The sequence below is a fragment of the Enterobacter genomosp. S genome, from assembly GCF_001631805.1.
In the GTDB taxonomy this organism is placed as follows: domain Bacteria; phylum Pseudomonadota; class Gammaproteobacteria; order Enterobacterales; family Enterobacteriaceae; genus Enterobacter; species Enterobacter quasihormaechei.
In genome coordinates, this window is the sequence record NZ_LVVA01000003.1 from 37,320 (window position 1) to 49,328 (window position 12,009).

The 12,009-nt window shown below is 56.0% G+C and carries 10 protein-coding genes; 5 read left to right on the forward strand and 5 right to left on the reverse strand.

Annotation, left to right across the window (positions count from 1 at the left end; translation table 11 throughout):
• Genes tssK through A3466_RS04540 form a run of 3 tightly spaced genes read right to left on the reverse strand, consistent with a single transcriptional unit; the run spans position 1 to position 2,395 of the window.
• The gene (gene tssK / locus A3466_RS04530) at positions 1-1,344 is read right to left on the reverse strand and encodes a type VI secretion system baseplate subunit TssK (protein WP_063449588.1); all 1,344 of its coding nucleotides are present in this window, start codon (positions 1,342-1,344) and stop codon (positions 1-3) included.
• Positions 1,345-1,372: 28 nt separating this feature from the next.
• Positions 1,373-1,876: a type VI secretion system lipoprotein TssJ gene (gene tssJ / locus A3466_RS04535; protein ID WP_063449589.1), complete on the reverse strand. Its 504-nt coding sequence runs from the start codon at positions 1,874-1,876 to the stop codon at positions 1,373-1,375.
• Between the two features lie 24 nt (positions 1,877-1,900).
• Positions 1,901-2,395: a hypothetical protein gene (locus A3466_RS04540; protein WP_063449590.1), complete on the reverse strand. Its 495-nt coding sequence runs from the start codon at positions 2,393-2,395 to the stop codon at positions 1,901-1,903.
• A gap of 798 nt (positions 2,396-3,193) precedes the next feature.
• Between A3466_RS04540 and A3466_RS04545 the strand changes: the two genes are divergently transcribed.
• From A3466_RS04545 to A3466_RS04555, 3 genes are all read left to right on the forward strand, one after another.
• Positions 3,194-4,174, forward strand: coding sequence for a GlxA family transcriptional regulator (locus tag A3466_RS04545; RefSeq protein ID WP_063449591.1), 981 nt, complete (start codon positions 3,194-3,196; stop codon positions 4,172-4,174).
• Positions 4,175-4,252: 78 nt separating this feature from the next.
• Positions 4,253-5,263, forward strand: coding sequence for a type I glyceraldehyde-3-phosphate dehydrogenase (gene gap / locus A3466_RS04550; RefSeq protein WP_063449592.1), 1,011 nt, complete (start codon positions 4,253-4,255; stop codon positions 5,261-5,263).
• Positions 5,264-5,495: 232 nt separating this feature from the next.
• Entirely contained in the window at positions 5,496-7,178 is a 1,683-nt protein-coding gene (locus A3466_RS04555; RefSeq protein ID WP_063449593.1) for an alpha,alpha-trehalase, read from the forward strand.
• An 84-nt stretch (positions 7,179-7,262) separates the two neighbouring features.
• Here the strand turns inward: A3466_RS04555 and A3466_RS04560 are convergent, their stop codons facing one another.
• Positions 7,263-9,365, reverse strand: coding sequence for a TonB-dependent siderophore receptor (locus A3466_RS04560; protein ID WP_063449594.1), 2,103 nt, complete (start codon positions 9,363-9,365; stop codon positions 7,263-7,265).
• A 159-nt stretch (positions 9,366-9,524) separates the two neighbouring features.
• Between A3466_RS04560 and ycgR the strand changes: the two genes are divergently transcribed.
• On the forward strand, positions 9,525-10,256 hold the full coding sequence (gene ycgR / locus A3466_RS04565; RefSeq protein WP_063449595.1) for a flagellar brake protein YcgR: 732 nt from the start codon (positions 9,525-9,527) through the stop codon (positions 10,254-10,256).
• A gap of 37 nt (positions 10,257-10,293) precedes the next feature.
• On the opposite strand, the gene emtA is transcribed toward ycgR, so the two are convergent.
• Entirely contained in the window at positions 10,294-10,905 is a 612-nt protein-coding gene (gene emtA, locus A3466_RS04570; protein WP_063449596.1) for a membrane-bound lytic murein transglycosylase EmtA, read from the reverse strand.
• A gap of 107 nt (positions 10,906-11,012) precedes the next feature.
• On the opposite strand from emtA, the gene ldcA reads away from it, so the two are divergent.
• Positions 11,013-11,927 (forward strand): muramoyltetrapeptide carboxypeptidase, encoded by a 915-nt coding sequence (ldcA, locus tag A3466_RS04575; protein WP_063449597.1) that lies wholly within the window; start codon positions 11,013-11,015, stop codon positions 11,925-11,927.
• Positions 11,928-12,009: the final 82 nt, after the last annotated feature.

A 12,009-nucleotide genomic window follows, 5' to 3' on the forward strand; every position in this document is an offset into this window, starting at 1 on the left:
TTATTCTGTCGGGCTACGGATGGCCCAGAACTCCATATCGAGACCCGGGAATTCCCCTGCGAGATGCAGCGCGAATGCTCCGGACTTGTCCATCTCGTGCCACAGCTCGCTGCCCCTCTCGAGCTCGAAATAGCTGTAGCCCGCATGCCACGGGATCTGCGGCGGTGCGACGGGCATGGCCCGCAGCATGATGCCCGGCAGCTGAAGCTGAACCAGATCGCGAATTTTTGAGACTGGCGCAACCTTCATCTGGGCAGGAAAATGGGTTTGCAGGTGTTCGCCCGGGACGTTGGCTTTTACCGCCAGCACGAAGCCAAACTCGCGAACCATGCTGGTCTCCGGCACGGTGGCGATGTTCAGTCCGTGCGAGCGTTCGTGCAGCGGCAGCTGAATGGCGTGGTCCTCCATGACCAGCGACAGCCCCTGACGCAGCATCAGCATCAGTTTGCTGAAGCAAGCGGCGAGATCGTCATGGTCGTATACCGGCAGGATGTTCTCTGCGGTACGCTGCGGCGTCCAGGTGGCGAGTTCCGTGGCAAACGGCAGCCAGCTGCGCCAGAGCGCTTCCGGGTGAAGCAGCGGCAGCGTTTTTAAATGTGAGACGTCGCCCAGGTGGCGGTTAATCAGCGAGAGAAGCGTGAACTCGACCATCTCGGACGTATTGAAACGCCCCGGCTGGCGCAGACGGCCACCAATCTGCTGGCTACGCTGCACCAGCAAGCCATGCAGATCGTTGATCATGCCGTACAGCTGCGGGCTGTTATTGGCGTTCAGCATGGGCGGGATGTAGCTGTTATCCAGCCGCACGTGGTTGTCGTTGCGTTTTTCGGTGACGAACGCCACGCCGATGGCGGTCCACTCTGCCGTCAAATCTCTTTCCAGCATCAGGGTCAGACGCAGGCGGCCAAACTGGACCGTCGCCTCCCCGACCGACATGGCGTTATCGTCTTCCACCTCTTGCTCAAACGTAATATAACGCGCCAGAGAAGCGTGCTCCTCGCTGAAAATCACCTCTTCACGGCCACCGCGACGAACCGGCAGCGCAAGCACCACTTTTTCATTGGTGAGGTTATCGGGGATTTTTAGCGGGGCCGGACCGTTGCGATCGCTGCGAACCTGGAAAAACGTGCCGTCAGGCAGCAAACCGCTACAGTAGCTCAGGGCAATGCAGCCCTGACGAAGCATCGCTTCGTCCAGCTCAAGGTCGAGAAAGCCCCAAAGGTAGGATCGCTGCAATGCTCCCCATTCACGAACGTGGTTGAGGAGGTAACGTTCTGTCCGCTGAAAATGGTGGGGACGCAGGAACATGCCCTCTGTCCAGACGACCTTTTCTGCTTTCGTCATGATGATCTCTTTCCTGTTATGAAGGGCGTTACTGGCTGATGACCCGGATACCGTTTACGTCAAGGAAGACGCTGGCCTGGAGTTCATCTGCGGACCATTTCCAGAACTGGTAAATCGCGTTTTCGCCGGGAACAGGCAAAGGGAGTGAGACACGCCATTTTTTGCCGTCCAGCGCCTGGTACTCCGCCATCACGCCGATATAGCGCGCTTCCGGTGAGCTTTGACCGCTCAGGGTTTTCGAAAGCTGGCCCGGCATCAGGAAGAACACATCGCTGTTCAGCAGATTCGCGCCAAGTGTGGCTGACGCGTTGTTCTGTAAGGAGTAGAAGTCGCTGGACATGAAATCCGCATCGGATTTCAGCAGCATCACTCTGACCTTAAGCGGCGCAGAATCATTGATTTGAGGATGAGCCTGAAACTGTAGATTGTAGCGGGAGGGGTCGCTGTGTGAAGACGACGTACAACCACCGATCAGCGCGAAAATCAACGCAAAAAATGGGAACCACATCCGATGAAAATTTTTATTATTCATAAAAATATGCTCGTGAAACCCGTTTTAGTTCAGGATCCAGGTACCGTTCGCGCTGTCTTTGCAGGCTTTGCTGTTGCCATCGACATCGACACAGGTGGTTTTCTTGCGCACTTTCTGGCGCTGCGCCTGTTTACGCACGGTGGCTTCGTACTGGTCAGCCTTGATCACGGCGCGCATCGGCACGTAACCAATCAGCTGTTCACTCCCTTCATCGGCCAGCGCCATCCAGAAATGTTCAACCTGCCCCAGCACAACGTAAGTTTTGCCGGTCTCAAGCGTGCGGATCACCTTTCCGCCGTAGTCAGGGCGGCTCATCAGGGATGCCGGGTACATGGCACGATACGGTTCATTCACCTGAGTGAACTCCGCCGGCGGGGTAACAGCGTGACGGTGCGTCAGCGTGACGCCATTAACCTGGCTCGTCACGATCGTATCATCGGTGATCGCTGGTTTCTGCGGCGCCTTACAGCCCGCCACCGCCATAACAAACAGAAGTGATAACAATACGCGCAGTTTCATATGCTTTTCCGTAGCGATATTTAGAGGATGAAGAGAGGAGATAAAATTTGACTTAGGTGCTATTGTTAAAATAGTCAGGATATTTTCAGCGTGTAACTATTTTAGGGCATAGCTACCGCACGAGCCCTACAGAAATAGGCCCAGCATGTTCCTGACATATTTTGACAAACGGTAGACAAGTTTACATGAGCTTGCCATCAATTCAATATTTCCCGCCTGCTTAATGGCGTTTAACGATCCGCCCAATGCATTATAGGATTAATCTCATTATAAATGCGCGAATAGCCTAAACCTGCTTTTTCTTAGGCAGGGAATACGAATATCTCATTGAAAATTAATAATTAAATACTCAAAAGAGAACTGCTATCATTATCGTAAGCCACCCATTATCGCCACTACCATAATTAGTAGAATTTCATTTTTTCTGTGCGATGTGGGATATATTTAGGATATTTACATTGTTGCATTTTAAAGATAAGTTTAATTCCTAACGAGTACCCGCATTAGCCAAGGCAGAGGGAAATAACGCCAGTAAATTAATTTCGCGTGCCGAAATAACTTTTGAATATTTATCCTACAGGGTTATTTTTTGTGCCTTAATAATTAAGTCCGGCTACATCTTTTTGTTCTTTTAATGTTCAACAGGAAGCTCTTTACCCCACAACCACCGGTGTTGACGGTAAATCTGTCGCTAAAAGTTTTACCATTGCTACATATTTCTATTACTTCCTGCCAACATCTTTCAGGCCATTCAACCCGCTACTTGACTTATTTTGTGATAAAGGTACTTTTCAGGACATGAAGAAGATCCTGATTATCGTTCCTGACGGCGGCATGCTGTTTGAGGCCGCCGGTATCGCCGACATTCTGATGCAGGCCAACCGGCTGCACCCGGACGGCCTTGCGCAGCCTCGCTACCACATTAGTATTGCCACCACCCAGCCTCATCTGGTGATCCACGGCCAGTCCGGTTTAAACCTGCTGGCGGACTATCGCCTGCCGGAGCTGGATCCGCGCGAACCGCTGGACACTATCATCATTACCGGGCGCGGCATAAATGAGCAGGAGAGCACCGCCGTGGTGGACTGGCTCCACCTTGCCGCGCCGCATGCGCGACGCGTTGCCTCTGTTTGCGGCGGAGCGCTGCTGCTGGCACAGGCCGGACTGCTTGATGGGCGCCGGGCAACGACCCACTGGCGGCTGCTGGAGACGCTGAAAACGCTCTATCCTGCGGTCAACGTTGAGGGTGGCCCGCTCTACATACAGGATGGTCCCGTCTGGACGTCCGGCGGCGTCAGCTCCGGGTTTGATTTGACGCTGGCGCTGGTGGAAGACGATTACGGCTTCACCCTCGCCCGCAACGTGGCGCAGGATATGGTGATGTACCTGCGTCGGCCCGGGGGCCAGCTACAGTTCAGCCGCTATAATCTGGAGCAGTCCGGCGCGACCGGACCCGTAAGCGAGCTGCAAAGCTGGATCCTGCAAAACCTTACCGCAGATTTGTGCGTCGAAAAGCTGGCTGAACGGGTCGCGATGAGCCCGCGCAATTTTACCCGCGTGTTCACGCGTGACGTCGGTGTACCGCCGGCGCGTTATGTCACCGAAGCGCGCCTGGCCACCGCCCGCCAGCTTCTGGAGCAGACCCAGCATCCGCTTGAGGTCATTGCCGAAAAAAGCGGGTTTGGTTCCAGCATTAATCTGCGTCGGGTGTTTGAAAAGCAGCTTCATCTCACGCCGGGCGAATACCGCCAGCGCTTCCACTGCCGCAAAATGGCGTAATCTGATCCTTTTTTGTCATTTACGCCATCCGACCTGAGGCCTACAGTCACTTCAGACAACACAGATAAGGAGTGCATCATGGTTAAGGTCGGTATTAACGGTTTCGGCCGTATCGGACGTAATGTCCTGCGCGCGGCGCTGGGCAACCCGGATCTCCAGATTGTGGCCATAAACGATCTGACGGACAGCAAAACCCTCGCCCATCTGCTGAAATATGACTCTTTGCTTGGCACGCTGCCGGTGCCTGTTGAAGCAGCGGACGGCGCGCTTCAGGTTGACGGGCAATGCATCACCGTATTCAGTGAACGCGACCCGGCAAACATTCCGTGGAAAGACGCCGGCGTTGAGGTGGTAATAGAAGCGACCGGGTTCTTTACCGAACGTGAAAAAGCGGCGGTGCATATCACGAGCGGCGGCGCAAAACGCGTCATTATTTCCGCGCCGGCTAAAAATGACGATCTCACGGTGGTGATGGGCGTGAACCACACGCTGTACGATCCGGCTCAGCATTTCGTGGTCAGTAACGGGAGCTGCACCACTAACGGACTGGCGCCGGCGGCGCAGGTGCTGCACCAGCAGTTCGGCATTGAGCACGGGCTGATGAACACCACCCATGCGTACACCAACAGCCAGGCGCTGCATGACCAGCCGGAAAAAGATCTGCGCGGCGCGCGCGCGGCAGCATTATCGATTGTGCCCTACTCCAGCGGCGCGGCAAAAGCGCTCGGGAAAGTGATCCCCGAACTGGATGGCAAGCTTACCGGATATTCCCTGCGCGTGCCGGTTCCGGTGGTGTCGATTGTCGATCTCACGGTAACGCTGAGCCGCAACGTGACCGCCGAAGAGGTGAATGACGCGTTCCGTCAGGCTGCCGCCAGCGGGCCGCTGAAAGACATTCTGGGCTACAGCGATGAACCGCTGGTCTCCAGTGATTATCAGGGCGACCCGCGCTCATCGATTATTGACGGGCTATCAACGCTGGTGATTGGCGGGAATATGGTGAAGATCCTGTCGTGGTACGACAACGAATGGGGCTTCTCGAACCGTCTGGTGGATCTGGCGGTGCTGATGGATAAGAAAGGGTTGTAAGATTTAAGCCGGGTGGCCTGAAGCCTACCCGGCTTGTCAGTCACCGTTTCATTTCGTTAATGCTCAAAGCCTCAGGAATCGATCGGATCCCGGTGCTGTGAAAGCGCGCCCGAATTGTCTGGTTATGCGAAAAATGGGATATTCACCACGCTAAGTTAACGATATTCGTCTAAGGTTTTCAGGTAATTGACAACAGCGGTCACGCTGCTCAGTGAAGACAGGAGACGAACCGATGATAAGACCTCGCGCACGACGCCCCGCTTTTTTGCCCCTTGCGCTGGCAGGCGCACTACTCGGTGTTACCGCATTTAGTTATGCTGAAGACCAGCCAACGAGCCAGCAACGCTCACCGGATATTCTCCTTGGCCCTCTCTTTAATGACGTACAGAGCGCCAAACTGTTCCCGGATCAGAAAACCTTCGCGGATGCCGTTCCCAAAAGCGACCCGCTGATGATCCTGGCGGATTACCGGATGCAGCATACCCAGTCCGGTTTTGACCTGCGCCACTTCGTGGAGATGAACTTTATCCTGCCGAAGGAGGGTGAGAAATACGTTCCTCCGGAAGGTCAAAGCCTGCGCGAACACATCGACGGTCTGTGGCCTGTACTGACCCGCACCACAGACAAAGCGAACAAATGGGACTCCCTCCTGCCCCTGCCAAAACCCTATGTCGTGCCGGGAGGACGCTTCCGCGAAGTCTATTACTGGGACAGCTATTTCACCATGCTGGGGCTGGCCGAGAGCGGGCACTGGGACAAAATCAGCGACATGGTGGACAACTTCGCTTACGAGCTTGATACCTGGGGCCATATCCCTAACGGCAACCGCAGTTACTACCTGAGCCGCTCTCAGCCGCCGTTCTTCTCGCTGATGGTGGAACTGCTCGCCACGCATGACAGCGACGCGTTAAAGAAATACCGTCCGCAGATGGAGAAAGAGTATGCCTACTGGATGGAGGGGGCAGAGGGACTTCAGCCCGGCCAGGCGAATAAACGCGTGGTGAAGCTGGACGACGGCGCCCTTCTCAACCGCTACTGGGACGATCGGGACACGCCGCGACCAGAATCCTGGCTGGATGACGTGACGACCGCCAAAAACAACCCTAACCGTCCGGCCACGGAGATTTACCGCGATCTGCGCTCTGCCGCCGCCTCGGGCTGGGATTTCAGCTCCCGCTGGATGGACGATCCGCAGAAGCTGGATACCATCCGCACCACCAGCATCGTGCCGGTGGATCTGAATGCGCTGATGTTTAAGATGGAGAAACTGCTGGCCCGCGCCAGCCAGGAAGACGGCGATAGCGCCAGCGCAAGCAAATACGACGCGCTGGCCTCCGCGCGCCAGAAAGCGATGGAAAGCCACCTGTGGAACGATAAAGAGGGCTGGTACGCGGATTACGATCTGAAAACGAAGAAAGTCCGTAATCAGCTTACGGCTGCGGCCCTCTTCCCGCTTTACGTGAAGGCCGCGTCACAGGAGCGCGCCGATAAGGTGGCCGCAGCCGCGTCGTCGCGCCTGTTGAAACCGGGCGGTATCTCTACCACCACCATCAACAGCGGGCAGCAGTGGGATGCGCCGAACGGCTGGGCGCCGTTGCAGTGGGTAGCGGTGGAAGGGTTACAAAACTACGGTCAGCAAAAGGTGGCGATGGACGTAACCTGGCGTTTCCTGAAAAACGTTCAGCATACCTACGATCGCGAGAAGAAGCTGGTTGAGAAGTATGACGTCTCTTCGACCGGTACCGGCGGTGGCGGCGGCGAGTATCCGTTGCAGGACGGTTTCGGCTGGAGTAACGGCGTGACGCTCAGGATGCTGGACATGGTCTGCCCGAAAGAGAAGCCGTGCGACAGCGTGCCGGAGAATCAGCCTGCGGCGAACGATGATGTCGCGCCTGCAAAACAGGCGGCGCAGTAGCGCCCCTCACCCTAACCCTCTCCCCAAAGGGGCGAGGGGAAGGTCCGTGCAATAAAGTGGCCCGGTAGTGTTACCGGGCTTTTTTCAGAAGCTGTAGCTTGCCCCGACCTGGAACGTCCGGTCGCGGCCTATCCAGCAGTTGGTCGCGTCATAGCAGGTGAGCGTTTCTTTGTTTGTGACGTTCTGCGCGCTCGCCTTCAGCGTGAGTCCCTCCAGCGAAGGTGCCAGTTCGCCCATGCGGTAAGAAGCCGCCAGATCGTACTGCGTAGTCCCGCCCAGCTTGCCTGCGTCGTTGCCCGGCGAGATTTCCATCGGCCCGGTGTAGCGCGCGCCGGCCCCCAGCGTTACCCCTCTCAGCGGCGTGCTGTCGAAGGTGTAATCCCCCCAAAGGTTAAAGGCGTTCTCAGGGACCTGCGTTGGCCGTTTGCCCTGATATTTGTCATCTTCGGTGTTAATGGCGTGGGTGTAGGCGTAGTTGGCAATCAGCGTCAGGTTCTCCGTTGGACGACTGATGGCTGAAATCTCCGCGCCCTTAGATTCCACTTCCCCGGTCTGGCGGTAGTTCAGGAAGCCCGGATCGCTGGTCACCACATTTTTCTGACGAATGTTAAACACCGAGGCGGTGAAGGTGGTTGCGTATTCCGCCAGCAGGTATTTCACCCCACCCTCCACCTGCTTACTGGTGGTGGGCTTAACGTCTTTCGCGGTCAGCGTACCCTGCGGCGATACCGGGGCGAACCCTTCCGAGTAGCTGATAAATGGCGAGAGCCCGTTATCAAAGGCATAAAGCGCGCCCAGTCGTTTGGTGAGGCGATCCTGCGATACCCAGGCTTTGTCACCGTTTTGCAGATAGTTGGTGGTGACCGAACGGTAGTCGTCATAGCGCAGGCTGGCCAGCAGGTTCAGCCCGCCGAACTCCACCTGATCCTGCACGTAATAGCCGTTCTGCTGATAGCTCAGCCGGTTTTTCTGCGCGGTAGAAAGCCCCAGCGCACCGCTATCGATCTGCCCGCGATCCGGATTGCGCATATCAATACCCGGCGTGGACGAGGCGTAACGATAGTGGAAATGAGAGTTCAGCTTCTGATAGTCAAAGCCCGCCAGCAGATGATGCTTCCAGTCTCCCAGCGCAACGGTTCGGGTGAGCTGGTTATCAATGTTGAAGCTCTGCAAATCTTCATCCGTGGTGTAGGCGAAGCGGTTGAGCTGGTAGACCTCGCTGCCCGTCCCGGTGGAATAGACGCTGCGCTGGTGGGTGTCCACATCAAAATAGCGCGCTTTCTGGTTAAAGCCCCAGCCGCTGTCAAACTCATGTTCAAAGCTGTAGCCCAGCATCCACTGGCGTTGCTTAAAGCCGCTCCACTCATCGCCGGCGTAATCACGACGATCGGCGTATTTCGAACGCAGATAGCTCAGCGGCATCGGGTCAGACGGGGTCAGGCTCGGCGTATTTTGCGCCAGCGCGTCAATGGTCAGGCGCGTTTTGCTGTCCGGCTGCCAGGTCACGGAGGGGGCAACCAGATAGTTTTCATAGCGCGTGGTATGCGCCTGTTCGTCACTTTCCGTCGCTTTGCCCAGCAGGCGATAGTTCCAGTCGCTGGTCGCGATCTGCCCCGTGGAGTCCAGATACCCCTCTTTCAGATTGCGGTTGCCGGTATTAAAGCCCAGCTCCGTTTTCGGCTCTTTCTGCGGCTTTTTACTCTGGATATTGACCAGCCCGCCCGGGGAGCCGCCGCCATAAAGCACGGATGATGGCCCTTTCAGGATATCGACGCTCTCAATCAACAGCGGATCGATTCGCGCTTTGGTGTTACCCGTGACGTTATAGGGAAGTTGCAGGCCGTTATAGAACTCCTGCTCAACGTTGAACCCGCGAATTTTATATTCGCTCATATAAGAAGTGCTGCCGCGCACCTCAGTGGAAACGCCCGGCGCATAGCGCAGGATCTCGTTTACCGAACCGGCGTGCCGCTGCTCGATCTCTTTAGCGGCGATGGTATTGATCACCTGCGGCGTTTTACTTTCCGCTACGGCTGATTTCGTGGCGCTGTTGGTCCAGCCGGGAAGCGCATCGCCCTGCTCTGTTCCGGTCACCACGATGGTGGATTCCTCTGCGAAAGCCTGTGTTTGCCATGCCAGCGTAACGGCGCCTGCCAACGCGCATAACGCCAAACGTGAAGTATGCATAGTGTCGTCTTGTTATTAGATGATATTGGGAACGCCAATTATTATCATTTCCATTAGCAAAGCAATATGCGCGGAGAAAACAGATCGTTTGTCTTAAGTTTCATGCGTGCGTGCCGATAACCCAGAGACAGTCTGTCATCTATCGAGGAGCCATCTGGCGTGAGTAGCTACAGTGAGCAGTTCCTGAAACAAAATCCGCTGGCTGTATTAGGGGTGTTACGCGACCTGAAAAAAGGTGAAGTGCCGCTGCGCATCAACTGGTCAACCAGTCAGTTTATCAGCAAGATCCTGGACGTGACGGCAGAGCACCTGATTGTGGATCTGGGTAGCCAGAGCGATGAAAACCGTGCCGCCCTACAGGCAGAAAATCTTTCAGTAATGGCCGAAACGCACGGAGCAAAAGTTGAGTTTGTGCTGCCTCGCCTCACCGCGATCGCCTACCAGGGTTTGCCTGCGTTTATCGCGCCGTTGCCTGAAAATCTCTGGTTCGTGCAGCGCCGTGAGTTTTTTCGAATCAGCGCCCCGCTTCACCCGGCCTACTTCTGTAAGGCAAAAATGCCGGACAAAAAAGAGATCCGCTTTCGCCTGTTCGATTTATCGCTGGGCGGCATGGGCGGGTTGATGGATACGCCGAAGCCGGAAGGGCTGGTGGAAGGTATGCGTTTTAGCCAGATCGAGCTAGATATGGGCGGATGGGGACGCTTCTGGTTTGATGCTCAGCTGATTGCCATCAGCGAACGCAGGGTGGTGGACGGCAAAAACGAGACCATCACGACGCCACGCCTGAGCTTTCGCTTCCTGAATGTCGGGCCAGGCGCCGAGCGCGAACTCCAGCGCATCATCTTTTCACTGGAGCGTGAAGCGCGTGAACGCGCGAATAAAGTGCTCTGAAAGGCGTCGGGCAGCGTGCAGCCGCCCGACAAAGGTATTACATAGCGTCCATCGCTTTCTGTACTTTCCAGATATAGCGCGGCGCCTGTGCTGACGGATGGTTCTTCACAACGTGTTCGAAGAATTCATCTTTATCCATATCGTTAATCTCTTCTATCGCCTCTTTGCGATCGGAGGAGAAGGTTCTCAGCAGCGCGCCGGCCCCGTTAACGTACGACACCACCAGCGCGTATTGCATCACTTCCGGGTCTTCAATTCCCTTCAGAATGCCGTGCTCCAGAATGCTCAGGTAGGCGGTTCCCATAGAGATATTACGTTCCGGGTTTTTCAGCTCGCTGGTGGAGGGTTGTCCCTTCCAGCCCATATAGCGATAGACCTCCCTTCCCGCCGTCGAGGCTTTTAGCTGCATCAGCCCCACCGCATTCGATTTACTCACCAGCGTTGGGTTGCCGCCGGATTCCACCGCAATAATTGCCGTGATCAGACGCGGGCTCACGCCCCAGGCCTTCCCGGCTTGCTCGCTGATCGGCATCCACTGCATGGCCCGCTTCACCGGCACGTCAGGGTTCCAGGGGGGATTTTGATAATCATGTTTTGAACTACAGCCAGCGAGCAACACAATCAAAAAAGCAAACCATCTCAATTTCACGTCATCTATCCTTATAGCCGGTCATCGCGGTACGTCGCCCCTTGAAGCAGGCGGCGTTTAAGCGGCATGATATAGACAATTAGATTCTCATTCAGCAAGGAATTGCCATGCCTCAGTTTCATCTCATCGCACCGTCGGGCTACTGCATCAACCAGGAAGCGGCACAGCGGGGCGTTCAGCGCCTGCTGGAAAGGGGCCATCAGGTAGAAAATCAGACAATTATCCCCCGCCGCATGCAGCGTTTTGCCGGTACGGAAGCGCAGAGACTGAGCGATATCAACAGCCTGGCGACGCTGGAAGGCGAAAACAACGTTGTGCTGGCCGTGCGCGGCGGATATGGTGCGAGCCGGCTGCTGGAGAGTATCGACTGGGCCGGGCTGGCAGCACGCCAGCAGCAGGATCCGCTGCTGATCTGCGGCCACAGCGATTTCACGGCGATCCAGCTCGGCCTGCTGGCACTGCATAACGTCATTACCTTTAGCGGCCCGATGCTGGCCGGTAACTTTGGCGCGCCGGAGCTGGATGCTTTTACCGAGGAACATTTCTGGCGTGCCCTGCAAAACCCGACCTTCACCGTCGAGTGGCAAGGCAACGGACCGCACTGGGAATGTGAAGGACAACTGTGGGGCGGAAACCTCGCGATGCTGGTGTCGCTAATTGGCACACCGTGGCTGCCGAAGATTGAGGACGGCATACTGGTGCTGGAAGATATCAACGAACACCCGTTCCGCGTCGAACGCATGCTGTTGCAGCTGTATCACGCCGGGATCCTGGATCGGCAGTCGGCCATTGTGCTGGGCAGTTTTAGCGGATCGGCCCCCAACGATTACGATGCGGGCTATTCCCTCGAGACGATGATTGATTTCATTCGTTCCCGTCTGGACGTCCCGGTGATTGCCGGGCTGGACTTCGGCCATGAGCAGCAAACCGTCACGCTGCCGCTGGGCGCCCGGGCGCGCCTGACGCACGATCATTCAGGCAGTCGGTTAACAATCAGCGGTCATCCGGTCTTAAAGGCATAAAAAAGCCGTTATTCCCCCTCAATAAAACGCTGTTACCGTTGTTAATATGTTAGGGTTTTAATAACAGCGTTCACATTGAGGT